Genomic DNA, 26,222 nt, shown 5'->3' with positions numbered 1-26,222 from the left:
GAAACTGAAGGTAACCTAAAAACCCGAAGTGTGTCGCTTCGGGTTTTTTTATTGATTCTATATGAATATGCTATGATCTTTTCAGCGCCAATACCCGCTCCTCAAAGGTTGATTCAGCTACCGGATCTTGTACAGACTCGAACAATTTCATATATTCATCTGAATGTTGTTCCCTTCGTTGTTCCAGTAAATTAAAATGCACATATTTACTCCACATGATCGCCTTTAACCGGGATTTGTCTTCATTGTACATACGCAATTCTACATCGAGGCTGGAAGCATCAAAATGTAACAGTTGCGACTGTATCACGACGGTTTCCATGAGCCAAGCCGGTTTTAAATAAGCGATCTGGTTGCTGCCAACAACCCAGCTTTTCCCTTCTTCACGAGCCATCTTATAGATATTTATGTCGTAGTGTTCTATAAGCTGATCTTCACGTGCATTGACCATATAATTGAGGTATTCTGAATTATTTAAATGGTTAAAGGGATCGCAATGCTGAAATCGTATCGTCGTTTTACTCTCAAGTATCTTAGGTGTTGCTATCATTTTTTTAGTTTTTATACCGATTGGTATTTTATTATGTAAATTTTTTTAATTCTTTAATTCTGAATGGATCAACTTGTCAATTTCATCGGAGGCATCTGTTAGGTATGACTTATCCTGCATGGTCTGACTCATAAAAATAGCTCCCTGAATCCTGGAATATAAAAATTTGGAAAAAGCGCGGGCATCAACGTCCGTCTTTATTTCTCCAATTTCAATGCCCCATTCCACAAGCTTGACGATATGTGACTGCGTTTTTTGAATCACATATTGAACCTGCTCCAAAAGTTTCGTATTCTGGTGGGTGGAGTCTACTCCTATATTTAATATAGGACAACCTCCCAACGCATTACTGTATTCAAAATAATTTCTATAGAAGTCGGTGATCAACAGCAGTTTTCCCAATGGCGAACCACTCTGTTCCTGATGTTTCGCCACCTGCTTCAGCAGATCATTGATGGTTTTATTAAAGGAAGCGATCGCGATGGCCTCCTTATTTTTAAAATTACCGTAGAGGGCTCCTTTGGTGAGTCCGGTGGCAGCTGTAATATCGGCCATAGACGTGGCAGCATACCCCTTCTGATTAAAAATAGGAGCCACTTTTTCAATAATATATTTCGAAGTCTGTTCTGCCTTGGTAAGCATGTTACTAACAATTTTCAGCAAAGATAATTAAAAAATACCGAATGGTATATTTTAAACTGAAAAAACCACCTGCGGCGAACCACAGATGGTTTTCAACTAACCAACCAATTATGAAATGAGTTTTTAAGGAACTCTAACCTGTTCTTTATGACTTTTCAACCAGATCACCCTGATTTCTGAAAACCAGTTTATCGTCAAAGCTATCCAGCAGTATAATACTGTCTGTGGTGACCTTCCCTGCGAGGATCTCTTTAGAAAGTTCGTTCAGAACTTCCCGCTGTATCACCCGCTTTACGGGACGGGCCCCATATTGGGGATCAAATCCTTTTTCAGCCAAATAAGCGACAGCTTCATCTGTGGCATCCATGGTAATGTTCTGTTTCTGTAGCATTTTGGATAGACCTTTAAGTTGCAATTCCACGATCTGTTTAATATCACTCTTATTTAGCGGTGTAAACATGATAATATCATCGATTCGATTCAGGAATTCGGGTCGCACGGTTTGTTTCAATAATCCAAGTACTTCAACCTTTGCAGCTTCCATAGCAGAATCACTATCTTTTAAAGCATCAAATTTTTCCTGAATGATATGACTTCCCATATTACTGGTCATAATAATGATGGTATTCTTAAAATCGGCTACGCGACCTTTATTGTCGGTTAACCTTCCTTCATCTAAAACCTGTAGCAGTATATTGAAGGTATCAGGATGTGCTTTTTCAATCTCATCCAATAATACCACGGAGTAAGGTTTTCGTCGAACCGCTTCAGTTAGCTGTCCGCCTTCGTCGTATCCAACATATCCCGGAGGAGCTCCCACCAATCGGCTAACACTATGACGTTCCTGATATTCACTCATATCGATACGCGTCATTGCGTTTTCATCATCGAAAAGATATTGAGCCAGGGTTTTGGCCAGCTCGGTTTTACCCACACCTGTGGTTCCCAGAAACAGAAAGGATCCAATAGGTTTCTTTGCATCCTGTAATCCGGTACGACTTCGTCTAATCGCATCGCTTACTGCAACGATCGCTTCTTCCTGGCCCACGACTCGTTTGTGTAACTCGTCTTCCAGCTTCAGTAATTTTTCACGATCACTTTGCAACATTTTAGTTACAGGAATACCTGTCCATTTCGCTACAACCTCGGCGATGTCCTCATTGGTGACTTCCTCCTTGATCAGACTGCTGCCGCTTTGGTTTTCTGCCAGTTCCGTTTCCAGTTTATTTAAGGCTTCCTGAGCCTCCTTGATCTTTCCGTATCGCAACTCGGCCACCTTTCCGAAGTCGCCTTCACGCTCGGCGCGTTCGGCTTCCAATTTAAATTCCTCTATTTCTGTTTTGTAATTCTGAATACTATCTACAACTTCCTTCTCGCTCTTCCATTTCGCATTCAATTCATTGCGCTCTTCTTTTAAATTAGCAAGATCGGCTCGAAGGGTTTTCAGTTTTACTTCATCCTTTTCACGTTTAATTGCCTCAATCTCTATCTCGAGTTGCATGATCTTTCTATCCAGTACATCCAGCTCTTCTGGCTTACTATTGATCTCCATTCTCATCTTTGAAGCAGCTTCATCCATAAGATCAATGGCTTTATCCGGTAAGAACCTGTCGGTAATATAGCGTTGTGACAGTTCTACCGCGGAAATAATGGCCTCATCCTTAATTCTCACCTTATGATGGGTTTCGTACTTTTCCTTGATTCCGCGCAGTATAGAAATAGCGCTTTCCACATCGGGCTCGTCTACCAGTACTTTCTGAAATCGACGCTCAAGAGCTTTATCCTTTTCAAAATATTTTTGGTATTCGTCCAAAGTGGTTGCTCCTATAGCGCGAAGTTCTCCACGCGCTAAGGCCGGCTTTAGAATGTTTGCCGCATCCATAGCTCCTTGTCCGCCACCTGCACCCACCAAGGTATGGATCTCATCGATAAACAACACGATGTCTCCATCACTAGAAGTGACTTCCTTTATGACCGCTTTTAGTCGCTCTTCAAATTCACCTTTAAACTTGGCTCCCGCGATTAGGGCTCCCATATCCAGCGAATAAACTTCCTTGCTTTTAAGATTTTCGGGAACATCACCATCTACAATCCTGTGTGCTAATCCTTCGGCTATAGCTGTTTTACCCGTTCCGGGTTCTCCAACAAGCATAGGATTGTTCTTAGTTCGACGAGAGAGAATTTGTAAAATCCGCCGTATTTCTTCGTCTCGTCCAATTACCGGATCCAATTTACCGTCGCGAGCCAACTGATTGAGGTGTCTAGCGTATTTGTTCAACGAATTATAAGTTTCCTCTGCACTTTGAGAGGTCACCCGATCGCCTTTACGCAAATCATCTATAGCTGCTTTAAGTGCTTTTTCGGTCACACCCTGATCTTTCAAACTTTGTGCAATCGTACTTTTAGATCCGAAAATTGCCAGAAGCAAATGTTCTATGGAGACAAATTCGTCCTTCATCTTCTTGGCGATAATACTCGCTTCATTCACAGCCTTTCCGGCTTCTCTGGATAGCATGATGTCTCCTCCCGAAACTTTTGGAAATGATTCCAATTGTTTCTCCAGGATCTGTTGTAGCAAGACCGTATTGACATTCAGTTTTTTTAGAATGAATGGCGTTACATTTTCATCAACTTCGAAGATCGCTTTCATTATGTGCTCTATTTCGATCTGCTGATTACCGAAGCTTTGCGCAAGCTGCTGTGCCTGCTGTATCACTTCTTGTGATTTTATGGTATAATTATTAAAGTTCATAGTTTGTATTTTTTCTGAAATGTGCTTCAGTTATTTTTTATTTTCAACACGTATAAGTCAAAATATGAGCCAAGCTAAGATTAAGACAAAATGACGGTAAAATCCAGTGCTTTAGCAGACATTATGACCGATTGAAATTTAATTTTACCATTTCATTCAGAAAATAACATGTCGCAATTGCCTAACTTTGTATAAAAAGAAAGTTATGGGATTATTTGATAAGTTTAAATCGCAAAGAGAGATCGCAAAAGAGGAGATTGAAGAAACACCATGGCACGTATTGTCCACGGTAGCTCAGTTAGAGACCTTAAAAGAAGAGTCTAAATCTACGCCCGTGGTTATTTTTAAACATTCCACCCGTTGTGGGATAAGTAAAATGGTCCTTAGACAGTTTGAAAGTGCTTATGATTTAAGTGATGATCAGATAAAACTATACTTCCTCGATCTGTTGAAGTATCGCGAAGTGTCCAACCAGATCGCAACCGAATTTGGAATTCCACACGAGAGTCCACAACTTATTGTGTTAAAGAACGGCGCTGCCGTACACAATGATTCTCATCATAGCATTTCGGCCGATCATTTAAGGCAATTTGTTTAAAACGAATTATCCTTTAAGATTTCCTTGAATCTAATTTTAATTTCCTCTCCGGCATCATAAACCATTTGTGAATTGGCCGGAAAAGGGATAAATCTATTATCTAAAAGCAATGTATCATCATCACTTAGGGCTCTTTCATCTCCTCTGAAGGTGGCAAATACATTTTCGAATATAAATTCGGTTGAGATAGGGTGCTTGTTCAGGTCCCTATTGCGCTCCAGATCTCGGTAAATTACCGTACCTCCTACAAATGCCGATTTGCTTTGTTCGGTAATGAGAAGCACCGCGCTTACGGTTTTATAAATATCGACCTTGATAGGTTTTCCGTTTTCGTCTTTTACAATATTGCCGTTTCTATCTTTTTTATACTCCCAACCGTCTTTGATACGCTGAGTACGACGAACCTCTCTTTCAGAAATTCGTTCGGGAGAGATATTAATATCTCTGAAATTAAGCGAGATACCGTATTTATAATTGATACCGTTCTCTCGTTGGCTGTGATATTCGGTCCAGAAATCATCGAGCCCATACGTATTAAAATCGAGCAATTCCCGCTCTAATCGTATTGGGATGATCTGTCCGCTTCTATTGTTCAAGGTTACATAGACAAAGTGCGTACCTCTAAAACGAGCCTCATCAATTAAAGCAGCTACGTTTCTGTATCCAGGTTTTATTTCAGATAGCTCAAGAAACATATCGTAGGCCTGACGGGCAGCATCGGTAGTATTTCGGTTCAGTAGTTGCTCTCCTTCAGCATACAGATAGTTTGCATACGCATTTTGTGCTGCGATCATCTCGTTGCTGTAATCCACTATCTTAAGTCTGGCGTTTCTTCCTAAGGTTTCACTGTATAGCGGCAATAATGGCCGTAGGAGTTGTTGTCTGTACTCCAATCCTCTGTAGGTGTAATAGATCTCTCTTGTTGAGCCGGCTCTATTTTCCTTCTTCAGAAAAGCAATTCTTCGTATATCGTCCTCCACGACCTTTTTGTAGGCTTCTTCCAATAATACAATATGCTCATCGCTTTTAGCTGAGGTCTTATCTTTCTGAAGTTTCTTTACGGCAAGTTCGATGGCCTGATCGTAATCTCCGCGAGCCAGAAATTTTTGATTCCGTTTTACGCTGTTACAGGACAGTAACAGCAATACCATTGTGAGTAAAGTAATAGTTTGTCTCATAACAAATTGATTTGGTTATGCTACCAAAAATACAATTGTAATGCCAAACTTAAAACGGACGGGCAGGAAGTACCTTTCCGCTACACTTTCCAAAGCCTATACGCAACCCGTCTTTTTCGCAGTAACCCCTCATGATCACTGTATCTCCATCGTTTATGAACTTACGTTCTGAACCGTCTTTTAATTTTATTGGATTTTGTCCGCGCCAGGTGAGTTCAAGCATCGAGCCGAACGAATCTTTTGTGGGTCCTGAAATGGTACCGCTTCCCATCATATCACCGCTACGCACATTGCAACCATTCACTGTATGGTGTGTGAGTTGTTGCGCCATGGACCAATACATATATTTAAAATTCGAATTGGCCACGATGGTTTCTTCTCCGCCGGAAGGTTTTATTCCTGCTTGCAATTTTATATCAAAATTCTTGTTCTTTCCGTGCTGAAGATAGGGCAGAGGTTCCGGATCCTGTTTGGGACCATCGGTTCTAAATGGCTCAAGAGCGTCCAGAGTTACGATCCAAGGTGATATGGTTGAAGCGAAGTTTTTTCCTAAAAAAGGTCCCAGAGGCACATACTCCCAGGCCTGTATATCTCGAGCACTCCAGTCGTTAAACAATACTAAACCAAATATATAATCTTCGGCCTCGCCTATGGGTACTCTTTTGCCCAGCGGATTGCTATCGGTTGTGATAAATGCCATTTCCAGCTCAAAGTCCAGTAATTGCGAAGGTCCAAATCCAGGTACCCCGTCATCACCCGGCATGGTTTGCCCTATTGGTCTTCTAATGGGCGTTCCCGATGGGACAATTGACGAACTTCTACCGTGATACCCAATTGGAATGCGCAGCCAGTTTGGCAGCAATGCATTTTCAGGATCACGGAATAAGGAGCCTACATTGGTAGCATGCTCTTTACTTGCATAGAAGTCGGTGTAATCACCAACATCCACCGGAAGCTGCATTTCTACTTCTTCCATAGTGAATAAAATATGGTTGCAGTGTTCTTTGTTGTTCTTTAGTTCATCGTTTCCTTCCAAAAAGATATCCGAAATTCTGTTCCGAACCAGGCGCCATGTTTTTCGGCCATCGGCAATAAAATCGTTTAGGGAATCCTGCAGAAAAATATCATCGGTGAGATCAATTCCTTTAAAATAGCCTAATTGATGCAGCGCACCCAGATCGATGGCATAGTCTCCAATTCGTGTTCCTATGGTGATAATATCATCTCGCGTTAAGAAAACTCCAAAGGGAATATTCTGTATGGGAAAATCTGAATTCGCCGGGACATCCAGCCATGTTTTTCGTTTAGGGTCGTTTGCGGTTAATGGCATTTCTGGGAGTTTTATTGTTGGTAAAATGTTAATCAAATATATAATTTCTGAAGAACTAACCACAAGCTTTTACTATTTTTGGAATTAATTAACTTTTTACTGTAATGATAGCAAGAGACGAACAGATTTTTGAACTGATTGAAGCCGAAAAAGAACGCCAACTAAATGGTTTGGAGCTAATTGCTTCTGAAAATTTTGTGAGTCAGCAGGTGCTGGATGCCGCCGGCTCGGTACTAACCAATAAATACGCCGAAGGCTACCCGGGAAAGCGATACTACGGAGGATGCGAAGTAGTGGATGAAGTTGAACAACTCGCTATAGATCGGGCAAAGACTTTGTTTGGAGCCGAGTATGTAAATGTACAACCTCACAGTGGGTCTCAGGCAAACACCGCTGTTTTTGCGGCATGTCTAAAACCGGGAGATAAATTTCTGGGCTTTGATCTTGCGCATGGCGGACACTTGACACACGGATCTCCGGTAAATTTTTCGGGCAGATTGTATACCCCTGTTTTTTATGGGGTCGATGAAGAAACCGGCATGCTTAATTACGATAAGATCGAAGCGATCGCTATAGAGGAAAAACCCAAGATGATCATTGCCGGGGCTTCAGCTTACAGCAGAGAGATCGACTATAAAAGGTTCAGAGAGATAGCCGATAAGGTAGGGGCAATCCTAATGGCCGATATAGCACATCCGGCGGGCTTAATTGCCAAAGGAATAATAAGTGACCCTGTACCTCATTGTCATGTGATCACCACAACGACCCATAAAACACTGCGCGGTCCTCGCGGAGGGATGATCTTAATGGGGAAGGATTTTGATAATCCATTCGGCCTCACTTTAAAAAACGGAAGTCTTAGAAAAATGTCTTCATTATTAGACAGTGCGATCTTCCCGGGAAATCAAGGCGGTCCTCTGGAACATATCATTGCAGCGAAAGCCGTCGCTTTTGGCGAAGCGCTTACCGACGATTTTCTGCATTATATGATTCAGGTTAAAAAGAACGCCGCTGTTATGGCACAAGCCTTTATGGATAAGGGGTATAAAGTGATATCCGGCGGAACCGACAACCATATGATGTTGATCGATCTGAGAAATAAAAATATCACCGGTAAACAGGCTGAAGAGGCATTGGGTAAGGCAGAAATTACCGTGAATAAAAATATGGTTCCCTTCGATGATAAGTCGCCCTTCGTGACCAGTGGCATACGAGTAGGTACTGCGGCAGTGACCACGCGAGGGTTGAGAGAACACGATATGAAACTCATCGTCGATTTAATGGATAAGGTTATTCTCAATTTTGAGGATGACAAAAAACTTGAAAATATCTCACATAAAGTGAATGAAATGATGGCTGGGCTACCGTTGTTTAAAAATTGAGCGGATGAATTTCGAACTTCAGAAATCGACCGCAATATTAGAAAGATCACCTCAGGTTTTTGATACGCTGTTAAGAGATCTCCCGGACGACTGGAAATTCGCCAACGAAGGTCCGGAAAGTTGGAGTCCCTTTGAAGTCATGGCGCATTTGATCTTCGGGGAGCTAACCGATTGGATCCCGCGATGTAGAATAATTCTGAATAATATCGAAAACAAAAATTTCACCCCCTTCGATATGACCGGTCATAAAAAATTGGCCAAAGGAAAATCAATGGAAAATTTACTGGATGAATTTTCAATGCTTCGGAAAAAGAATCTAGAAGAACTTCGCTCCTGGAATATTTCAGAAAGTGACTTAAATAAAACAGGAATTCACTCAGAGTTTGGCGAAATTACGCTTCATCAGCATCTGTCTACATGGGTTATTCACGACCTGAGTCATATAAATCAAATTAGCAGGGTTATGGTAAAGCACTATCGAGAAGATGTTGGACCCTGGAAGCGGTATTTCAGTATACTAAGAAGCGAATAAATCATGGCTTCCGAAGAAAACACAGCTGTGCTTTTGGAAACTAACCGACTTCAACTGCGAAAATTTTCGTTAGCAGATGCACCCTTTATATACAAGCTTATGAACAGCGAGGGTTGGTTAAAGAATATTGGTGACAGAAGGATCAATAACCTCGAAGACGCAAAAGCGTATATTGAAAAACACTACATCGTAAGTAATGAAGATAGGGGGTATGGAGCTTATATCGTGATCTATAAAAAAACGGGTTTGGCCGTAGGCAGCTGTGGTTTGTATAAAAGAGAGTCTTTGGACCATCCCGATATCGGCTTTGCATTTCTTCCGGAATATTTGAGGAATGGCTTTGGATACGAATCTGCTGCAGCATTAATGGAATTCGCCCGAAAGAATTATAAGATTTCCAAATTCCACGGCGTTACAATTAAAGAAAATAAGGCATCCATCCATTTGCTTAAAAAGCTCGGTCTGTTTGAAACGGGTACGATTTCTTTAACGGATGATACAGAGGAATTATTACTTTTTTCCACAAGCTGATTAAATTTTTAAGAAATTATTAACGTTCAAATATTTTGAGTATTTTTAGGGGACTAACAATTAACTCAGATTATGAAATTCGTTAAGTTGATGCTGTGCGCTTTGGTCATTTTATTGTTCTCATGTAGTGACGACGATTATGTACCTGTGCCAAATGAAACAGATAATGAATTATTACAGCTTTTAGATTTGGCTTCCAATGGGGAAGGTACCTCATTCTTTACTTTACCTTCTGAAACCGATTATGCTTCTATTCCTCAGGATCCTTTAAATCCCATCACCGCCGAAAAGGTAGCTTTGGGAAAATTACTCGTTCATGAAACCGCTACAGGAGGGAGTCCTAAAATGGAAGTAAACAAATACACTTATGCCTGTGCCAGTTGTCACCCGGTAGCATCGGGATTTTTCTCCGGATTACGACAGGGAATAGGTGAAGGTGGAATGGGCTTCGGTGTAAAAGGAGAAGGCAGGATAATGATGCCAAGCAACATTATGCCGCTGGACTCTGTAGATGCCTTACCAATAAAGCCTCCATCCTTAGTAAATGTAGCCTATCAAGAAGTAGCTCTTTGGAATGGGGCATTGGGAGGAGCGGGTATAAACCTTCCTTATGTGGAACAAAATGCATCTGCCCTTCCGGATAACCTGCTGGGTTTTCAGGGACTTGAAGTTCAAGGAATGACGGGACAATTGGCGCATCGTTTAAAAATTGATGAAGAATTTGCAGTGGAATTTGGATATACCGATATGTTCGATGCCGCGTTTCCCGAGGTACCGGTGAGCGAAAGATATTCCAGAATTAACGGAGGTCTTGCTATTGCTGCCTTTAACCGAACCGTACTTGCGAACAGATCACCTTGGCAGGACTGGCTAAAAGGAGATTTTGATGCGCTTACCGAAAATCAGAAAAAAGGCGCTGTGCTGTTTTTTTCTAAAGGATTGTGTTATCAATGCCATACCGGACCTGCTTTGAAATCTATGGAATTTTACGCTTGGGGAATGAATGATCTTGTTGGACCCAATACAGGTATTTCAAGTTTTGGTATGAACACTCGCGTAGGTAGAGCCAGCTTTACAAATCGTCCGGAAGATGATTATAAATTCAAAGTTCCAACCCTATATAATCTTAAGGACAATGCATTTTACGGACATGGAGGATCTTTTACGTCCATCAAGGAGATAATAAAGTATAAGAATGATGGAATAAAAGAAAACGCTGTGGTGCCCGATTCTCAACTTGCGAGTCAGTTTGGCACAACAAATCTTACAGCAGAGGAGATCGATCTGCTCACCGATTTTATTACCCACGCCCTATATGATCCGGATCTGGTACGGTATGTTCCCGACGCGGTATTATCCGGAAACTGTATTCCGAATAACGACCCCCAATCAAGAGAGGATCTGGGGTGTGAATAACTTTTAAAACATACGTATGTTAAAGCTGAGTTTCGTATTACTATTAGGAGTATTTATTACGGCAACGTCTTGTCAGTTTGATGTAAAACCTGCTTCCGACGCCCACGTAAATGTGACGGATTCAACCGTTTCAGACCGTGAGAATGATATTGCACTTCGTGAGGTGCTTCAGAAACATTTAAACGCTGTTAGTGAAAGGAATTTAGATACCCTACGAGCTACTTTGGCTCCAAACGGACAAATGCAACTCATCTTGCCATCAAGCGAAATCATTGATGGAGTAGAAGGATTTATATCGTATCACGAGGAGTGGTTTGCGATTCCAGATTGGACTTTCACCCCTAAAATTTTAAATAGTGAAGCCGGTTCTAAGATCGGAATGGCGGTCGTTGAGGTTATGTATCGTGAACCCGATAGAAACGGTGAACCCTATTTTAACCGAATGATAGTGAGTTATGACCTTAAAAATATTGACGGTTCATGGTATGTGATTAAGGATCATGCCAGCTCAATTGAAAAATCCACCGACATAACCGATCAATAACCGGTACTTTTTTTCAATATTTCTTCGGAATCGGTACCGAAAAGGCATAATTTTAACATAAATAAGTAAATGTTTTCCTCGCTTATGAGCTGTAAATGCTCAAAAATCAAGATTTTCTGTAATATATTTCCTTAAAATTACCATTTAGCCATTATATAAGCCTACCTTTGCGACTTAATTAATTTAATATATTTATAATGAGTAAAGGCACAGTAAAATTCTTCAACGAATCCAAAGGATACGGTTTTATCACTGAAGAAGGCGCAAACAAAGACCATTTTGTACATTTTTCAGGTTTGATCGACGAGATTCGCGAAGGTGACGAAGTTGAATTCGAATTGAAAGAAGGAAACAAAGGTTTAAACGCTGTAAACGTAAAAGTTCTATAATTTCTATTATATAATCTTTTTGAAACACAAAGCCCGTCTATATTAGACGGGCTTTTTTGTATATTCCAATATGATGATTCGTTAATTTACCCTCCCGGATCGGGAAAAACCACGGTTTCGTATGCACCCGCATCGGGTGGAGTCTGCCTGTTGGTTCCGTTGAGGTCTACCGGTGGCAAAACACCTGGTAGCCCAATATTTTCTGCACCCGATGTCCCGGTTTCAATATTTAAGTCATTTAGAGCCGGATCAAAGAATACGGGATCTGTATTCCGTACGATCGAGTTGTAAAACATGGTATTTTGAAAATTGTATTCTTCGGTCGTGAACTCCCCATTGGGATCTTCAAATCGAATGAGGGAGTTTGTGAAATTAAAGTTGAAGGTTGTATTTTCATCTCGAACAAATCCTATTTCGCGCAATTCGTTTCCGTAGATAATACAGTTCTTAAAGTTGGCTTGTATTAGTGGTTCGGTTACCGTTTCATTTTCGCCTACAAAAATGTTATCGATCAAAACTGAAGGGAATGTCCTAAAACTGTTGGTCCAGTAATTCGCAAAAGTGGAGTGATTAAATTCATAAGTTCCTCCTAATGATAGTGCCAGCGATGATTGACCGCTATTATTGATCACCATATTCTCTCCGTAAACATTACCCGTGCGGGCCAATAATCCGGAAATAGCATTATTATAAATTTGAACGTTTCTAAGTGTTAATGTTCTGTCTCCGTCGTTACTGTCCATTAAAATCCCCACAGTTGAATTTTTTATAGTGGTGTAACTGAATTCATGATCGGTACTTCCGGCGGTAAGCCAGATGGCAAACCACTGTCCGGGAATATCTGAAAAAGCCGGTTCGAGTCGGTCTCCTTCAAATATAATTTCATTTTCCAAAACCGCTGGATCTGTACTAGGTAATCCGTTAGCGATCATAGTCCCTTGATTGGCAACCAGAATACCGCTATTGGCATGAAAATGGACACGGGCTCCGGGTTCCACTGTAAGGGTTTTGTTGGGGGCTACAGCCGCAAAACCATATATTACATAAGGTTTTTCGTTGGTAAAGGTGAGTTCATCGTCTTCCAGAAAGAAGCCTTCGATCAATATTTCTTCTCCTTCGCTGTTCGTTCCAAGGCTCAATGTCTCCACAGTACCGTCGGCAAAACGTTCGGGAAAGAGAAAGACAGCGTCTTTCACCAGCGTCACAAGATCTACCTGCTGTTGATTTCCTCCTGAATCAAAAAGAATCTGGTCGGTATATAGAAAAGCATTATCCGGATTGGGGAAGTTATTGATATCTATGGTTGTTTCAATAAAAATAAAGATACTGTCCTTGGCAAGGATCTGTATATCTTCAAATGATTTTCCGGGAATACCGTCTACATTAAGTCGGTAATTAGAGGCCTCTCCATTGGCCAATCTAATGTTAGGGATGTTGATATCATCATCACTTCGGTTATACACCTTTAAATTGTAAGTGCTGGAACCAATATTTGTAAATACCGTGTCCAGATAAACCGTATCTCGCGAGAATTCAAGATTCCCCGTGCTTGCTACACTTTCAAAATCATTCCGGCAAGAACTCCATAAAATAAGACATGCCAAGATTGCCAAACCGTATAAATACCTCATTCAATTAAATTTTCAGTAAAAATATAACTTTTTAGTATGGGTATTATTGTTCCCGGGAAAGAATATTCAATGCAGTAGCAGCAAGCTTACCTGTGTTTACCCCAAACGTACCTGTATTACCAGTGGCAAGCTCACTGTTTTCTGCTGCTTCTATGCGTTTCTTATTTTTAAAGAAGTACGCCATTCCAAAGGAAGTGAAATGGGCAACCCAAGAAAACCACTATTGAGGGAAAAAGCTGTATGAGTGAGGGAACGGGGCAGTTAGCAGTGAGCAGTGGGCAGTATGCAGGGGATAGTAAATATGAAGACTCCTACTTGGGGCTTACGGGTTCAGATATTCACCACCTCACTCCGAATCTATTTTTCTACGATCTCTATTTTAAAGAGTTTGTCCCAGTTCTTCCCTGTTACATAAATGATATTGGGTTCACCTTTGTAGGCAATACCGTTAAGCACATCGAGTTTTTCGTGCTGAGTTACATTGTTCTTAAGGGTGGTAAGATCGATCACACCTTCTACAGCTCCTGAAGCCGGGTTGACGATGGCAACTGCACTTTTCTGGTAAATATTCGCAAAGATCCTTCCCTCTACCCATTCGAGTTCATTTACTTTAGGGATCTTTGAAGTATTTGTATAGAGCTCAATATACCCGTCTTCGGCTAAAGTATTCGAATTTAAGGACCATATTCGCTCTGTACCGTCGCTTTTATAGATGGTAGTTCCGTCATTACAAAGCCCCCAGCCCTCTACGCTTTTTCCGTAGACAAAAGTTCCGCTTTTTTCGAGCGTCGGAAGCTTGTAAATAAATCCGGTGTCTTCCTGCCAGGTAAGCTGATATACCTTATTGTTTAATATCGTTAGTCCTTCGCCAAAATATTGCTTGGGTAAAGGAACACTTTGAAGTACCTCTCCGGTTTCATAATCTAACTTTCTGAGAGTTGACTCACCGTACTGACCAGTACTTTCATACAGCGTATCATTCTTAAACTCCAGACCCTGAGTATAGGCGTTGATATCGTGAGGATAGGTTTCCAGGATCTTATAGGTGTATAACACAGGTTTGTCGGAAGCGTAAATCGTAACAATCTTATAAACTGTATACACCCGTCCTTCGGAAGTGACCTCTGCTTTTATCCTTTGATTTCCCAGTTTTACTTCGGAAAGATCTAAGCTGGCCGAAAAATTTTCTGAACCCGATTGGGTTGAATTTCCCAGACTGAAAACCACTTGCTCTACCTTCTTTTTTTTGAGACTATTTATGGAAACTTCAATATGATCTCCTGCAGCAAATTTTTTCTGAGGATTCTTAATTTCAATTGAAAAAAGATCTGAATCTTTTAAAGATTCATCTCCGCAGGCGGTACACAAAACGACTAAAGCAATCGCTATTAATATCTTATGAATTTTCATGGAGCTTGTTCTAATTTACGGCAAGGTATTTATTATAATTGATATCTAAAAATCCTTGTAAAACATTCAAAATGCCGTATATTTGCACCGGCAAGTCCTACACAACCAGCTCCTGTTGAATCCCCCAGGGCGGGAACGCAGCAAGGGTAAACGGTCGTAGCGGTGTGATGTAGGTAGCTTGCCATTTTTTGTACCCTTATTTCTGGGTTTTTAAGTCAATTTTGCACCACAATTTGGAAAAGTACTAACGTAACCGCATCTTTGCCTATTGCAAACCACTATATGTCAAACGTAGTACTGATAACAGGAGGATCTTCAGGTATAGGTAAAGCTATAGCCGAGTATCTCGTAGAAAAGGGGTTTAAGGTCTACGGAACGAGCCGCTCTCCCGAGAAATATTCAAGTTCTTGTTCTTTTCCGTTACTCGCTATGGACGTGGGCGATAAGCAATCCATTACGGAAGCAGTCAACGAAATAATTAAACGGGAGGGAAGCATCGATGTGGTCGTAAATAATGCGGGAGTAGGCATCACCGGACCCATAGAAGAAACTCCGGACGAAGAGATCGAAAAGGCATTTAATACTAATTTGTATGGTCCTATCAAGGTCATAAAAACAGTTTTACCTCATATGAGGAAACAGCGCGGTGGGAAGATCATCAACATTACATCTATTGCCGGATATATGGGATTACCGTACCGCGGGATCTATTCGGCTACTAAAGCAGCTCTGGAAATCACCACTGAAGCATTCAGAATGGAGATCAGGCAGTTTGGTATTCAGATGACCAACATAGCCCCAGGCGATTTTGCCACAAATATCGCGGCCGGAAGATACCATTCACCCGTACTGGAGGAGAGTCCGTATAAAGAGGAATATGGCAGTACGCTGGCCATGATGAACGAACATGTCGACAAAGGTGAGAATCCCAGACATATGGCTGAAGCGGTTTACAGGATCATTAAGAATAAAAACGTTAGAATACATTACAAAGAGGGAGCATTTCTTCAAAAATTTTCTATACTATTAAAACGAATACTGCCCGATAAAATGTATGAGCGAATGTTATTAAATCACTATAAATTAAAGTAGGGTTCCATAACCTGAGGAGTAAAGAAATTTTTTCCGTTTAAAATATAGTTCCCATTTAAACTTGTGTATTTTTGCACCAAACAAATTAGAACAACATGAAATTCTTCATAGATACCGCAAATTTAGATCAGATTAAAGAAGCTCAGGACCTCGGGGTTTTGGATGGAGTTACCACGAATCCCTCCTTAATGGCCAAGGAAGGCATAACCGGGAGAAACAATATCTTAAAGCACTATGTGGATATTTGTAATATTGTTGATGGTGATGTATCTGCGGAAGTGATCGCGACAGATTTTGACGGGATGATCAAGGAAGGGGAGGAGTTGGCAGAATTACACGAGCAGATCGTTGTGAAGATTCCAATGATAAAGGAAGGAATAAAAGCTATAAAATATTTTACCGATAACGGAATTCGCACCAATTGTACACTGGTATTTTCGGCAGGGCAAGCTTTATTGGCAGCCAAAGCAGGAGCAAGTTATGTTTCTCCATTTATCGGACGATTGGATGATATTTCGACCGATGGACTAAATCTTATTGCCGAAATACGTCTTATTTATGATAATTATGGATTTGAGACCGAGATTCTCGCTGCTTCCGTAAGACATACGATGCATGTACTGGAATGTGCGAAAATCGGGGCCGATGTAATGACCGGACCTTTGTCGTCGATAGAAGGCCTTTTAAAACATCCCCTAACCGATATAGGTCTGGCAAAATTTCTCGAGGATTATAAAAAAGGAAACTAAATTCGAGATTCTGAAAAAAATAAACCCCGATCGTTACGATTCGGGGTTTTTTGTTTTTAAAAAATCGTATCTACTTATTTAAAATACCCAATAATTGAGCTTCGATCAGGGAGTTAAACAAATTCGTATTCCCTTCAAGAATGGTTCCATCCTTATCTACAATGATCGCTTTATTCGCAGAGTTGATCACTAAAGCAGCTTCGGCTTTTTCCAGATCTTCTAACTGAAACTCAAATTGTTTGTTATAACCCGATTTACGCACTACATCTCGCCATTTCTTAAAGTGGGTGTCCGTATTGATCCCGGTAAAATCGAATTCGGGGTATTTGTCCTGAAGCTCAGCCACGCGGGTGTGAATGGTCTTAAAATGCTTTATGGAACCCGTGGACCAGAAATAAATAACGGTAGGCTTGTTAATTACCGACTGTAGATCCTTCATCATATTGTCGGTATTCACCAGAAGAACATTAGGTATCTTATTTCCGGGAGTGAGTTTCATAGTTGCTTCTGCCAAAGCAACGATTTCCTTCCGGTCGTCCTCGTTGGTATTGAGTTTTAAGAAAAGATCCAACATTTGTTGTTCGTGACTTGCATCTTTCGCATGCACAAAATATCGTCTTGCCACAGAGCGCAACATTCGGTTCCTTAGTGTATCATTGGTGATGAAACTGTCAATGATCTTAATTTTATTGTAGTTGTGAATAAAGGATTTTCGATCCAGATATTTTTTTTCCTTGTATTTCTGAAAAGACAAATTATCAAAATACCAATCGAGAAAGCGATAATAAGGATAATATGACTGAAGATCTTTGTCTCCAAAATTTATATCTTTTCTGTAGTCGAAAAACCCCTTCGGATAGTCCTCTTCGGGGTTTATAAATCTCGGGTGATTTATAGACACATATAACTCTTTGTTAGCGTTGTAGGCATATTCTATATTCGCTTTAGCCACTCTTTTAAATTCTTCGCTTGGGTCATAGGTGGAATTAAACTCATTATATATTGAATTGCGGATTTCTCGCATAGAGTCAAGCTTCATCTCATATACCTTGGGTGTAAGCGTATACCAGCTTGTGATGGTTTTTCGTTCCGCCTCGTTGTTCAGGAAAAGTTCCATTAGGAAATTGTTCTTTTCTGCACCACGCCCGCTATAAGTAAGTGACTCGTCGAAATCCACAGTATTTACTCTAAGCATGATACTATCCCCCGGTTCAAGAAAGAACACCTGGAATTCACTGTGTTGGAATGAATACAATCCTTGTTTTAATTTCTTGCAATTGTATTTAAAGAAATTTCTATCGTCCAGTTTAACGGTGTCAAAAGGCACATTGTCCTTTAAAAGAATAACATGATCGGTCTTAGGATTAATTATTTCGCCACCAATCCATGTTTCCATCTGCGCTTCTTTGGCGTTATCACATGAAATAAAGGGAAGTAAAATAAAAGTGAGAAGTAGAGTCCTAATCAACGGCCTTTGTTTAAACATTAAAACAAAAATAATTTAGTTAACGATGCAAATTGTTAATTCCTAGTTAAAAGGTATTTTAAAACGTTAATGTTTCTCCAGTACCACATTATTGGCTACTTTTGCGGCAAATTTATAAATTACTCATTCAGTTATGCTTTCAGTTTCAAATTTGTCGGTACAATTTGGCAAACGTATCCTTTTCGATGAAGTGAATACACAGTTTGTACAAGGAAATTGCTACGGAATTATTGGTGCCAACGGTGCAGGTAAATCTACCTTTCTCAAGATTTTATCAGGAAAACAAGATCCTACTTCCGGACATGTTCATCTGGAACCCGGAAAACGGATGTCGGTTTTGGAACAAAACCACAATGCTTATGATGAGTATACCGCCTTGGAAACTGTGGTTCGCGGCAATAAGGAGCTGTTCAAGATAAAATCTGAAATGGATAAACTTTATGAAGATTATAACGACGCCAATGCCGAAAGAATTGGCGAACTACAGGTTGCCTTTGAGGAAATGAACGGCTGGAACGCCGACAGTGAAGCAGCGGCACTTCTTTCTAATCTAGGAATTAGCGAGAATTATCACTATAGTCTAATGGGGGATTTGGACGGAAAACAAAAAGTGAGAGTCTTATTGGCTCAGGCACTATTTGGAAATCCCGATGTACTTATCATGGATGAGCCTACCAACGATCTGGATTATGAAACGATCACATGGCTGGAAAACTTTTTGGCGAATTATGAAAATTGTGTCATTGTGGTTTCTCACGACCGTCACTTTTTGGATGCGGTATGTACGCATATCAGCGATATCGATTTTGGAAAAATTAACCACTATAGTGGAAATTATACGTTTTGGTACGAAAGTAGCCAGTTAGCGGCACGTCAGCGTGCACAGCAAAATAAGAAGGCTGAAGACAAAAAGAAGGAATTGGAAGAATTTATCAGGAGATTTTCTGCCAACGTTGCTAAATCGAAACAGGCAACCAGTAGAAAGAAGATGATAGATAAGTTAAATGTTTCAGATATAAAACCGTCCAGCCGAAGGTATCCCGCTATTATTTTTGAACGGGAACGTGAAGCAGGGGATCAGATCCTAAATGTTGAAGGTCTATCGGCCAGTCTGGAAGGTGAAACCTTATTTAAGAATATTGATATCAACCTCGCCAAGGGTGATAAGGTCGTGCTGTACTCCAAAGATTCGCGGGCAACCACTGCATTTTATGAGATTCTCAATGATAATTTAAAAGCAGATTCCGGAAAGTTTCAGTGGGGGGTGACCACCAACCAGAGTTATTTACCACTGGACAACGAGAAATTCTTCGACAATACTATGTCTTTGGTGGATTGGCTTCGTCAGTGGGCTAAAACTGAAGAAGAACGAGAAGAAGTATTTATTCGTGGCTTTCTCGGAAAAATGTTGTTTAGCGGGGAAGAAGCGTTAAAAAAATCGAATGTCCTTTCCGGAGGAGAAAAAGTTCGATGTATGCTAAGTCGGATGATGATGATCCGTGCTAATGTGTTAATGCTCGATGAACCCACCAATCACCTCGATCTAGAATCGATCACCGCATTTAATAACTCCCTGAAAAATTTCAAAGGAACCGTACTGTTAACTACCCATGACCATGAGTTTGCTCAAACCGTAGGTAATCGCGTCATTGAACTTACTCCAAACGGGGTGATCGACAGGTATATGACCTTCGATGAATATATGAACGATAAGAAAATTAAGGAAATGCGGGAAAAAATGTATTCCGTAGAAGCCTAATTATTCACCTATTTGTTCTAAATACTCATCTATTACCGGTTTGGCCTTAACCATTTCATCCTGTCGTACATACAGCATGATCTGTCCTGGGACTCCTGCCGTAAATCCTGCCTGAATACTGCTTTCGTTATCGTTGCGTTCCACAGGACTTATCCCGATCTCGTTTAACCTGGCTACCAGACCTTTGACGATCATTGCCGGTCCGGTATAAACACGCACTGTTTCTTTTTCTTTTTCGTTCATAATTTCTTAAGCGTTATAGTATTTGCTATCCCATATAGCATTGTTAAAATTCTTTCCCTTTGCAAAACCGTAGAACAGAACGATTCCGCCGACGGCTTTAAACATAAATAAGAAGGTAAGTACATACTCCTGAATACTCGCCGTATGTGAAAAAAGGTTGACGGGGGTAATAGCCGTAAGCAAAATGCTTAAGAGGAATATTGTAAATACTAGATTTTCAAAGGAGCGATAAGGCCACATCTGTAATTTTCTAAAAGGATGCAGGTCGTTTCCCCATTTGTGAATAAAATAAAAATAATCATGGCCCAGAGGAACAAAAAGTAAGGGATCGTCTGCATTTTCAAGCTTCAGCAATTTTGAGGGAGCAATGATCTTAAACCCTTTAAGCCTTGTATTATGTGCCTTTTCCAAACGACGGATCTCGCTAATGGCTTCTTCCGGAAAGGTTCCCTTAAAGAAATGCGTATCCAGAAAACGAAGGCGATATTCCACACATAATGCTCGTATATCCTCCAAATGATAGATGCGATCGGCATCCAATAGTTCGACATTGAGGTTGTTAGTCCCGCTATTATCTTTTGAACGAATAGTATTCAAAATTTGAGATCGTTCCTTATCATTTTGGGCAAACAACCCATATACTTCTTTTAATATGGCTTCAGAAGAAATACGTTTATTGCGTTTTTGCGAAAGCTTTTCTTCGACCCTAGTTTTTGGAAACATAGCATTCACTTTTTCATAAAAATAATCACAACAGATCACCAACGCAATTATTTAACACTAATTTGCCACTTCCGCCAAATATTCTTTACGGGCTTTCGTTTTGGTATTGTAATTGTTTACATTTACCCGGTTAATACGCTTATTATGAAACTAAAATTGACTTTTTTAACGATATGTGCTCTTGTTTTGAGTACTTCCTTAACAGCTCAAAAATATCTGAACTCAGACGATGTTGCTGTTACTAAGGAGTATATGGGAGCCACTATGTCTTCGGAAAAAACACTTCTTGAAAACCTCCAGAATGCTCCTGCTCTTTCCACTACTGCGATAATTTACAGCGATTTGGAAAATATCTTTGGCGATCATGAAATGGTAACCGTGTTTGCACCATTAAACAGTTCTTTTAATACGATGTCTGAAGAAGAATTAAAGACATTCTTAACTAACAAAGCCTTTCTTAAAAGAATGGTTAATTATCATATGGTTCCTGGTCGTCTCGATCTTCACGGGATTAAGAAGGCCATCGGTCAGGGTGGTGGGACCGCCTACTTTGCTACGCTGAGTGGCGAAAAACTGGGAGCACGATTAGTAGGAGATAATGTGGTACTCTTCGATACAGAAAATAATACAGCTACGTTAAAAGCATCCGATTTCTATCATAAAAGCGGCTTCCTTCATTTGGTCGACGGACTTGTATCTCCATCCGAACAGCAATAATCAACTCAGGCTATTTATCGTAACGTTGCGCCAAAATCCCTTTCAAAGCGCTGCTGCAGTTTTGCCATGATCTTATCGATCTGTTTGTCGGTAAGCGTTTTTCGTTCATCCTGAATGGTAAAACTTAACGCATAGGATTTTTTACCTTCTGGAAGGTTCTTACCGGTATATACATCAAAAAGGGTTACCTCTTTCAGTAATTGTTTTTCGGTTTGCAAGGCAGCTTCTTTTAAACTGTCAAAACTCACCGATTGGTCTAGAAGCAGTGCAAAATCACGTTTAACTTTAGGATATTTAGGAATAGGCTTCAGCGTAAACGTAGTTGTGGGTATTTGAGCTAAAACCAAATTCCAGTTGAAATCGGCACTTAGTGTTTCCACATCAATATCGAAGGTTTTGGTGATGTTTTTCGATACCACACCCAGTTCAACCAAAGTCTTCTTATTCAGTGTAAGGCAAATTCCTTCAGAATATAGATCACTATCAACGCGCTCTTCAGTAAATCCTACTATTCCAAGACGATCCAAAATAGTAGTCACTATCCCTTTCAGATAAAAGAAATCACTTTTTGCTGAATTTACGGCCCAACTATCTTCGGTTTTGTTGCCTGAAAGCGTTAGTATAAGATGTTTTTTCTCATCATGACCTTTTGGATGGGCATGATAGGTCTTTCCGAATTCGAACAACTTGACATTGTTCATTTTACGGTTTTGATTATAGGCCAACGCCTCTAAAGTTCCAAAAAGCATCGACTGTCGGAGTACCGAAAGATCCTGACTCAACGGATTGAGCATTTTTACACTTTCGGTCTCTGTTAACGTATCACTAAGTGCAATATATTTTGACGTACTGAGGGAATTAGCGAGCATTTCATTAAAACCTAGAGCTGCCAGCATGTTTCCTATCTTATTCTGAACCAGATAATCTTCGTTGGGGAGCGTAGTTGAAATAGAAGCATTGAGTTTTTCAGTAAACTTTATACGGTTATAACCGTAAACTCTAAGAATTTCCTCAATGACATCGGCTTCGCGGGTGACGTCGTTGCGGTAAGCCGGGATCGTCATGCCAATTCCTCCTTCAGTTACGTTATTTACCTTAATTTCCAGAGAAGTAAGTATTTCTTTGATCGTTTCCTTCGGAATTTCTTCTCCGATTAGACGCGTGGCATTGTCAAAATTCAGAAACACCTGATGATCTTCTATTTTCTTTGGATATATATCAACAATATCACTTGTCACTTCACCCCCGGCAATTTCAGTAATCAGGATCGCCGCTCTAAGCATGGCGTATTTACACGCATTGATATCAATTCCTCTTTCAAAACGAAAAGAAGCATCTGTATTGAGGCCGTGTCGCTTGGCCGTCTTTCTAATGCTTACCGGATTAAAATAAGCGCTCTCCAGGAAAATTCCGGTGGTTTTTTCAGTAACACCACTGTGTATCCCACCAAAAACTCCCGCTATACACATGGGTTGTTCGGCGTCACAGATCATAAGATCATCCTCATGAAGTTCGCGCTCTACACCATCAAGGGTGGTAAATTTTGTTCCTGCCGGAAGAGTTTTAACTTCGATCTTATTTTTCGCAATTTTTGAAAGATCAAAGGCGTGTAGGGGCTGTCCCAGCTCATGTAATACATAGTTTGTGACGTCTACAACATTATTGATTGGCACCAAACCAATAGCTTTTAGTCGATTCTGCAACCATGCAGGAGATTCCGCCACGGTGATCCCGTCTATGGTGACTCCGCAATAGCGTGGAGCCAGTTCAGAATTTGCCGATACATCGACCTTCTTTGTTCTGTTATCCACATGAAAGCTACTGGTTGAAGGGGTGATGAGTTCCAGTGAAATATCTTTTTGAAGTAATCCGGCTTTCAGGTCACGGGCTACTCCCCAATGACTCATGGCATCTGCGCGGTTAGGGGTTAAACCAATCTCGAAAACCTTGTCGCTTTCAATGTCAAACAGTTGAGCAGCCGGCGTTCCGGGCTTTAGTTTTGGTTTTAAGATCATAATACCATCATGACCGGTTCCCAGACCTAGTTCGTCCTCTGCGCAGATCATTCCTTCACTTACCTCTCCGCGAATTTTCCCTTTTTTAATTTCCCACGGCTTTCCATCGCCATCGTACAAGGTGGTGCCAACCGTTGCTACCGGAACATTTTGTCCAACTGCAACATTTGGAGCTCCACAGACGATCTGAACAGGTTCGCCGGTTCCAATGTCGACTTTGGTGACTTTTAGCCGGTCTGCATTGGAGTGTTGCTCGCATTCCAGAACATGCCCCACCACAATTCCCTTAAGTCCGCCGGGAACTGAAGTAAAGGACTCAATACCTTCAATTTCGAGTCCCAGATCGGTTAAAAGTTCCCCGGTTTTCTCTGCATCCCAGTCGAGATTGATGAATTGTTTCAGCCAGTTATATGAGATCTTCATTTACGGAAGTAATTTAAGGGTACAAAGATAAAATATTGAGCACACCATTCAAATAATGATGCATAATTCGTAGGTTTAAATTCACTATTTTGGGCACTATTTTAAATCAAATTCATTTTAGAGAAAACATAATGTGAAATTTCGACAATAAAGGTTGCTATTTATCTCAAGCCATTAAAACATTAAATTTTTCTAAAATGGGCCTTTAACCTATAGCGCCCATATTTTTGTTCTTATCTTTAAACGATAAATAATTTCTTATGAAAAAATTGCTTTGGTTTTGTGTGACTTTGGTCTTATTGAGTTGTTCGAACGAAAAAACAACACCTAACGAAGGTCCGTGGCGGGCTTCGTTGGATCTGGGGAAAGGACTTGAACTTCCTTTTTTGTTCACCTACAATGCCGACAATTCGATAATAATCTATAATGCCGAAGAAGAAATTGAGGTAACCGATGTACAGTTAAAGGGTGATTCTATAATTATCGGTCATCCGGTATTTGAAGGTGTCTTTAAGGGTATTTTTACTGAAGATAGTATTTATGGTGAATTTATCCAACCTAGTCTGGACAGGGTAGTGCCCTTTACCATGGTTCAGGGAAAAGCAGACCGGTTTAGGGTCACTGAAGCTCCTTCCTCCATGATATCCGGGAATTGGGAAACCGTTTTTAGTCCAAATTCGGTAGAAGACCGTTATATCGCAAAAGGAATCTTTAAACAAACAGGAAATAAAGTTATAGGGACTTTTAGGACTACTACAGGAGATTATCGTTATCTGGATGGTGCCATTGAAAACGATTCGCTAAAATTATCAACTTTCGATGGGGCTCATGCTTTTCTGTTTCATGCCTTGGTAAAGGACAGTATTATGGAAGGTATGTTTTATAGTGGAAATCACTGGAAAGAGCCGTTTACGGCTAAACGCAATGATACATATGAATTACCCGCAGCCGATTCGCTTACCTTTTTGAAGGAGGGTTATGATCGTATCGAGTTTGCATTTCCCGACACCAATGGAAATACGGTTTCCCTAACCGATAAACGCTTTATGAATAAGGTGGTCATCGTACAGATCATGGGAACCTGGTGTCCTAATTGTTTGGATGAGACCAAATATTACACACAGTATTACAATGATAATCCCTCCAATGATCTCGAAATTATTTCTCTTGCTTTTGAATATGCTAAAACCGAAGAGAAGGCATTGATGGCTATTAATAAGTTAAAGAGTGCCTTAAATGTTCCTTATCCCATTTTACTGGCGCAGGTGGGGACCAGCAGTAAACAAAAAGCTAATGAGAAGTTACCGATGCTTTCTCAGGTATTGTCTTATCCAACGACCATTTTTATTGATAAAAAAGGAGAAGTTAGAAGGATTCATACAGGATTTAACGGCCCGGCCACCGGGGAGAAGTATGAGGAATTTAAAAAAGAATTTGAAGATTTTGTGAGTATGTTGCTGGCAGAAAATGTTGACTAAGTCAATGTTTTAAAATTTATAGACTACAGTTAGCAGATACATATCATTTCCTGAAGCAAATCCTATATCGAAATTGTCTTTTTCGTAAGGACTTGTGAAAAGATAGGTGCTTCCAACGCCTACTGATGCACCTGCTAGTACATCCCAAAAATCGTGATAGCCGTCGGGTCCTTCCATTCTGCTAACCCCAACCACGCTAGCGAGTATATAGGCAATCCAACCGTACTTCCATCCGTATCGCTTTTGAATAAAGGATGCGCCTGCAAAGGCTGAAGCGGTATGACCGCTGGGAAAAGCATCGTATCTGTCTCTCCCTTCGGGGCGTTGTTTGCGAATAAGGTATTTTAAGCCGTGGGTGGTAAGGATGGCTGTTCCGTAAGATATTCCGAATTGTTTAGTGCCTTGGTAATCTTCTTTAAGAAGGGTCATGATCCCGGCGGATAACGGAATGGCGATCTGAAGTATATCACCGGTATCTTCCAAGGCATATTCCCATCTTTCGTGACCTAGCGCATCAGTTTGTGATGTAGTTGATGTGGCTAAGCCGAGTAACTGAATGAGAATCACGAAACGTAATAATCGGCTCATACGGTAAAGAATATACTGTATAAAACGGTAAAATACTGTAAAACATTGTGTTAGGTGTTATTCC

25 protein-coding genes and 1 other RNA gene are annotated in these 26,222 nt (G+C 40.6%); 13 read left to right on the top strand and 13 right to left on the bottom strand.

The genetic code is table 11. The annotated features are described in order from the left end of the window. Positions 1-70: 70 nt before the first annotated feature. From ALE3EI_RS13450 to clpB, 3 genes are all read right to left on the bottom strand, one after another. The gene (locus ALE3EI_RS13450) at positions 71-550 is read right to left on the bottom strand and encodes an acyl-CoA thioesterase (protein ID WP_186989513.1); all 480 of its coding nucleotides are present in this window, start codon (positions 548-550) and stop codon (positions 71-73) included. A gap of 45 nt (positions 551-595) precedes the next feature. Continuing rightward, positions 596-1,192 carry a TetR/AcrR family transcriptional regulator gene (locus tag ALE3EI_RS13445; RefSeq protein ID WP_186989511.1) on the bottom strand — a complete coding sequence of 199 codons (597 nt, stop codon included), beginning with the start codon at positions 1,190-1,192 and terminating at the stop codon, positions 596-598. A 145-nt stretch (positions 1,193-1,337) separates the two neighbouring features. Continuing rightward, positions 1,338-3,944 (bottom strand): ATP-dependent chaperone ClpB, encoded by a 2,607-nt coding sequence (gene clpB, locus ALE3EI_RS13440; RefSeq protein ID WP_186989509.1) that lies wholly within the window; start codon positions 3,942-3,944, stop codon positions 1,338-1,340. Positions 3,945-4,149: 205 nt separating this feature from the next. On the opposite strand from clpB, the gene ytxJ reads away from it, so the two are divergent. Further along, a complete protein-coding gene (gene ytxJ, locus ALE3EI_RS13435; protein ID WP_186989507.1) occupies positions 4,150-4,542 on the top strand; it encodes a bacillithiol system redox-active protein YtxJ in 393 nt (130 codons plus the stop codon). Here ytxJ and ALE3EI_RS13430 read toward each other — a convergent pair. Beyond that, positions 4,539-5,720 (bottom strand): hypothetical protein, encoded by a 1,182-nt coding sequence (locus ALE3EI_RS13430; RefSeq protein ID WP_186989505.1) that lies wholly within the window; start codon positions 5,718-5,720, stop codon positions 4,539-4,541. The genes ytxJ and ALE3EI_RS13430 overlap by 4 nt on opposite strands. A 49-nt stretch (positions 5,721-5,769) precedes the next feature. After that, the gene (gene fahA, locus ALE3EI_RS13425; RefSeq protein ID WP_186989504.1) at positions 5,770-7,050 is read right to left on the bottom strand and encodes a fumarylacetoacetase; all 1,281 of its coding nucleotides are present in this window, start codon (positions 7,048-7,050) and stop codon (positions 5,770-5,772) included. A 107-nt stretch (positions 7,051-7,157) separates the two neighbouring features. On the opposite strand from fahA, the gene glyA reads away from it, so the two are divergent. The 6 genes from glyA to ALE3EI_RS13395 all read left to right on the top strand — a co-directional run bounded on the left by glyA (position 7,158) and on the right by ALE3EI_RS13395 (position 11,844). Then, positions 7,158-8,432, top strand: coding sequence for a serine hydroxymethyltransferase (gene glyA, locus ALE3EI_RS13420; protein WP_317173008.1), 1,275 nt, complete (start codon positions 7,158-7,160; stop codon positions 8,430-8,432). A gap of 4 nt (positions 8,433-8,436) precedes the next feature. Further along, positions 8,437-8,964 (top strand): DinB family protein, encoded by a 528-nt coding sequence (locus ALE3EI_RS13415; RefSeq protein WP_186989500.1) that lies wholly within the window; start codon positions 8,437-8,439, stop codon positions 8,962-8,964. Positions 8,965-8,967: 3 nt separating this feature from the next. Next, entirely contained in the window at positions 8,968-9,495 is a 528-nt protein-coding gene (locus tag ALE3EI_RS13410; protein ID WP_233279974.1) for a GNAT family N-acetyltransferase, read from the top strand. Positions 9,496-9,567: 72 nt separating this feature from the next. Then, positions 9,568-10,911 (top strand): cytochrome-c peroxidase, encoded by a 1,344-nt coding sequence (locus ALE3EI_RS13405; RefSeq protein ID WP_186989498.1) that lies wholly within the window; start codon positions 9,568-9,570, stop codon positions 10,909-10,911. 16 nt (positions 10,912-10,927) lie between these two features. Next, on the top strand, positions 10,928-11,455 hold the full coding sequence (locus tag ALE3EI_RS13400; RefSeq protein WP_186989496.1) for a YybH family protein: 528 nt from the start codon (positions 10,928-10,930) through the stop codon (positions 11,453-11,455). 197 nt (positions 11,456-11,652) lie between these two features. Continuing rightward, entirely contained in the window at positions 11,653-11,844 is a 192-nt protein-coding gene (locus ALE3EI_RS13395) for a cold-shock protein (RefSeq protein ID WP_186989495.1), read from the top strand. 86 nt (positions 11,845-11,930) lie between these two features. Here ALE3EI_RS13395 and ALE3EI_RS13390 read toward each other — a convergent pair whose 3' ends face one another. From ALE3EI_RS13390 to ALE3EI_RS13380, 3 genes are all read right to left on the bottom strand, one after another. After that, on the bottom strand, positions 11,931-13,475 hold the full coding sequence (locus ALE3EI_RS13390; protein ID WP_186989493.1) for a hypothetical protein: 1,545 nt from the start codon (positions 13,473-13,475) through the stop codon (positions 11,931-11,933). A gap of 43 nt (positions 13,476-13,518) precedes the next feature. Then, positions 13,519-13,659, bottom strand: a complete 141-nt coding sequence (locus tag ALE3EI_RS13385) for a hypothetical protein (RefSeq protein WP_186989491.1) — start codon at positions 13,657-13,659, stop codon at positions 13,519-13,521. A 173-nt stretch (positions 13,660-13,832) separates the two neighbouring features. After that, a complete protein-coding gene (locus ALE3EI_RS13380) occupies positions 13,833-14,885 on the bottom strand; it encodes a glutaminyl-peptide cyclotransferase (protein WP_186989489.1) in 1,053 nt (350 codons plus the stop codon). Positions 14,886-14,973: 88 nt separating this feature from the next. Between ALE3EI_RS13380 and ffs the strand changes: the two genes are divergently transcribed. The 3 genes from ffs (at position 14,974) to fsa (ending at position 16,726) form a co-directional block, all read left to right on the top strand. Next, positions 14,974-15,072: signal recognition particle sRNA small type (gene ffs / locus ALE3EI_RS13375), an RNA gene on the top strand. Positions 15,073-15,167: 95 nt separating this feature from the next. Next, entirely contained in the window at positions 15,168-15,977 is an 810-nt protein-coding gene (locus tag ALE3EI_RS13370) for an SDR family oxidoreductase (protein WP_186989487.1), read from the top strand. A gap of 95 nt (positions 15,978-16,072) precedes the next feature. Continuing rightward, positions 16,073-16,726, top strand: a complete 654-nt coding sequence (fsa, locus tag ALE3EI_RS13365) for a fructose-6-phosphate aldolase (protein WP_186989486.1) — start codon at positions 16,073-16,075, stop codon at positions 16,724-16,726. Positions 16,727-16,796: 70 nt separating this feature from the next. Here fsa and ALE3EI_RS13360 read toward each other — a convergent pair whose 3' ends face one another. Further along, entirely contained in the window at positions 16,797-18,194 is a 1,398-nt protein-coding gene (locus ALE3EI_RS13360; protein ID WP_186989484.1) for a TlpA family protein disulfide reductase, read from the bottom strand. Positions 18,195-18,345: 151 nt separating this feature from the next. On the opposite strand from ALE3EI_RS13360, the gene ALE3EI_RS13355 reads away from it, so the two are divergent. Further along, positions 18,346-19,971 carry an ABC-F family ATP-binding cassette domain-containing protein gene (locus ALE3EI_RS13355; RefSeq protein ID WP_186989482.1) on the top strand — a complete coding sequence of 542 codons (1,626 nt, stop codon included), beginning with the start codon at positions 18,346-18,348 and terminating at the stop codon, positions 19,969-19,971. Here ALE3EI_RS13355 and ALE3EI_RS13350 read toward each other — a convergent pair whose 3' ends face one another. Together ALE3EI_RS13350 and ALE3EI_RS13345 are read right to left on the bottom strand one after the other, a co-directional pair. Next, positions 19,972-20,214, bottom strand: a complete 243-nt coding sequence (locus ALE3EI_RS13350) for a DUF2007 domain-containing protein (protein WP_186989480.1) — start codon at positions 20,212-20,214, stop codon at positions 19,972-19,974. A gap of 6 nt (positions 20,215-20,220) precedes the next feature. Beyond that, positions 20,221-20,937, bottom strand: coding sequence for a hypothetical protein (locus ALE3EI_RS13345; RefSeq protein WP_186989478.1), 717 nt, complete (start codon positions 20,935-20,937; stop codon positions 20,221-20,223). A gap of 144 nt (positions 20,938-21,081) precedes the next feature. On the opposite strand from ALE3EI_RS13345, the gene ALE3EI_RS13340 reads away from it, so the two are divergent. After that, complete coding sequence (locus ALE3EI_RS13340) at positions 21,082-21,654, top strand: fasciclin domain-containing protein (protein WP_186989475.1); 573 nt, start codon at positions 21,082-21,084, stop codon at positions 21,652-21,654. 14 nt (positions 21,655-21,668) lie between these two features. On the opposite strand, the gene pheT is transcribed toward ALE3EI_RS13340, so the two are convergent. Beyond that, positions 21,669-24,092, bottom strand: coding sequence for a phenylalanine--tRNA ligase subunit beta (gene pheT / locus ALE3EI_RS13335; RefSeq protein WP_186989473.1), 2,424 nt, complete (start codon positions 24,090-24,092; stop codon positions 21,669-21,671). Positions 24,093-24,352: 260 nt separating this feature from the next. Between pheT and ALE3EI_RS13330 the strand changes: the two genes are divergently transcribed. Further along, entirely contained in the window at positions 24,353-25,570 is a 1,218-nt protein-coding gene (locus tag ALE3EI_RS13330) for a TlpA family protein disulfide reductase (RefSeq protein WP_186989471.1), read from the top strand. Between the two features lie 9 nt (positions 25,571-25,579). Here ALE3EI_RS13330 and ALE3EI_RS13325 read toward each other — a convergent pair whose 3' ends face one another. After that, positions 25,580-26,158 (bottom strand): phosphatase PAP2 family protein, encoded by a 579-nt coding sequence (locus ALE3EI_RS13325; RefSeq protein ID WP_186989469.1) that lies wholly within the window; start codon positions 26,156-26,158, stop codon positions 25,580-25,582. Positions 26,159-26,222 lie beyond the last annotated feature (64 nt).

The sequence above is a fragment of the Constantimarinum furrinae genome (assembly GCF_014295415.1).
Classification (GTDB): Bacteria; Bacteroidota; Bacteroidia; order Flavobacteriales; family Flavobacteriaceae; genus Constantimarinum; species Constantimarinum furrinae.
The sequence above is the reverse complement of the archived record's forward strand: the minus strand, read 5'-3'. Positions and strand labels throughout refer to the sequence as shown.

What these genes read in the sequence shown, in the direction of transcription:
- ALE3EI_RS13450 (WP_186989513.1), bottom strand. Translation starts at nt 550, where the DNA reads ATGATAGCAACACCTAAGATACTTGAGAGTAAAACGACGATACGATTT.
- ALE3EI_RS13445 (WP_186989511.1), bottom strand. Translation starts at nt 1,192, where the DNA reads ATGCTTACCAAGGCAGAACAGACTTCGAAATATATTATTGAAAAAGTG.
- clpB (WP_186989509.1), bottom strand. Translation starts at nt 3,944, where the DNA reads ATGAACTTTAATAATTATACCATAAAATCACAAGAAGTGATACAGCAG.
- ytxJ (WP_186989507.1), top strand. Translation starts at nt 4,150, where the DNA reads ATGGGATTATTTGATAAGTTTAAATCGCAAAGAGAGATCGCAAAAGAG.
- ALE3EI_RS13430 (WP_186989505.1), bottom strand. Translation starts at nt 5,720, where the DNA reads ATGAGACAAACTATTACTTTACTCACAATGGTATTGCTGTTACTGTCC.
- fahA (WP_186989504.1), bottom strand. Translation starts at nt 7,050, where the DNA reads ATGCCATTAACCGCAAACGACCCTAAACGAAAAACATGGCTGGATGTC.
- ALE3EI_RS13415 (WP_186989500.1), top strand. Translation starts at nt 8,437, where the DNA reads ATGAATTTCGAACTTCAGAAATCGACCGCAATATTAGAAAGATCACCT.
- ALE3EI_RS13410 (WP_233279974.1), top strand. Translation starts at nt 8,968, where the DNA reads ATGGCTTCCGAAGAAAACACAGCTGTGCTTTTGGAAACTAACCGACTT.
- ALE3EI_RS13405 (WP_186989498.1), top strand. Translation starts at nt 9,568, where the DNA reads ATGAAATTCGTTAAGTTGATGCTGTGCGCTTTGGTCATTTTATTGTTC.
- ALE3EI_RS13400 (WP_186989496.1), top strand. Translation starts at nt 10,928, where the DNA reads ATGTTAAAGCTGAGTTTCGTATTACTATTAGGAGTATTTATTACGGCA.
- ALE3EI_RS13395 (WP_186989495.1), top strand. Translation starts at nt 11,653, where the DNA reads ATGAGTAAAGGCACAGTAAAATTCTTCAACGAATCCAAAGGATACGGT.
- ALE3EI_RS13390 (WP_186989493.1), bottom strand. Translation starts at nt 13,475, where the DNA reads ATGAGGTATTTATACGGTTTGGCAATCTTGGCATGTCTTATTTTATGG.
- ALE3EI_RS13385 (WP_186989491.1), bottom strand. Translation starts at nt 13,659, where the DNA reads ATGGCGTACTTCTTTAAAAATAAGAAACGCATAGAAGCAGCAGAAAAC.
- ALE3EI_RS13380 (WP_186989489.1), bottom strand. Translation starts at nt 14,885, where the DNA reads ATGAAAATTCATAAGATATTAATAGCGATTGCTTTAGTCGTTTTGTGT.
- ALE3EI_RS13370 (WP_186989487.1), top strand. Translation starts at nt 15,168, where the DNA reads ATGTCAAACGTAGTACTGATAACAGGAGGATCTTCAGGTATAGGTAAA.
- fsa (WP_186989486.1), top strand. Translation starts at nt 16,073, where the DNA reads ATGAAATTCTTCATAGATACCGCAAATTTAGATCAGATTAAAGAAGCT.
- ALE3EI_RS13355 (WP_186989482.1), top strand. Translation starts at nt 18,346, where the DNA reads ATGCTTTCAGTTTCAAATTTGTCGGTACAATTTGGCAAACGTATCCTT.
- ALE3EI_RS13350 (WP_186989480.1), bottom strand. Translation starts at nt 20,214, where the DNA reads ATGAACGAAAAAGAAAAAGAAACAGTGCGTGTTTATACCGGACCGGCA.
- ALE3EI_RS13345 (WP_186989478.1), bottom strand. Translation starts at nt 20,937, where the DNA reads ATGTTTCCAAAAACTAGGGTCGAAGAAAAGCTTTCGCAAAAACGCAAT.
- ALE3EI_RS13340 (WP_186989475.1), top strand. Translation starts at nt 21,082, where the DNA reads ATGAAACTAAAATTGACTTTTTTAACGATATGTGCTCTTGTTTTGAGT.
- pheT (WP_186989473.1), bottom strand. Translation starts at nt 24,092, where the DNA reads ATGAAGATCTCATATAACTGGCTGAAACAATTCATCAATCTCGACTGG.
- ALE3EI_RS13330 (WP_186989471.1), top strand. Translation starts at nt 24,353, where the DNA reads ATGAAAAAATTGCTTTGGTTTTGTGTGACTTTGGTCTTATTGAGTTGT.
- ALE3EI_RS13325 (WP_186989469.1), bottom strand. Translation starts at nt 26,158, where the DNA reads ATGAGCCGATTATTACGTTTCGTGATTCTCATTCAGTTACTCGGCTTA.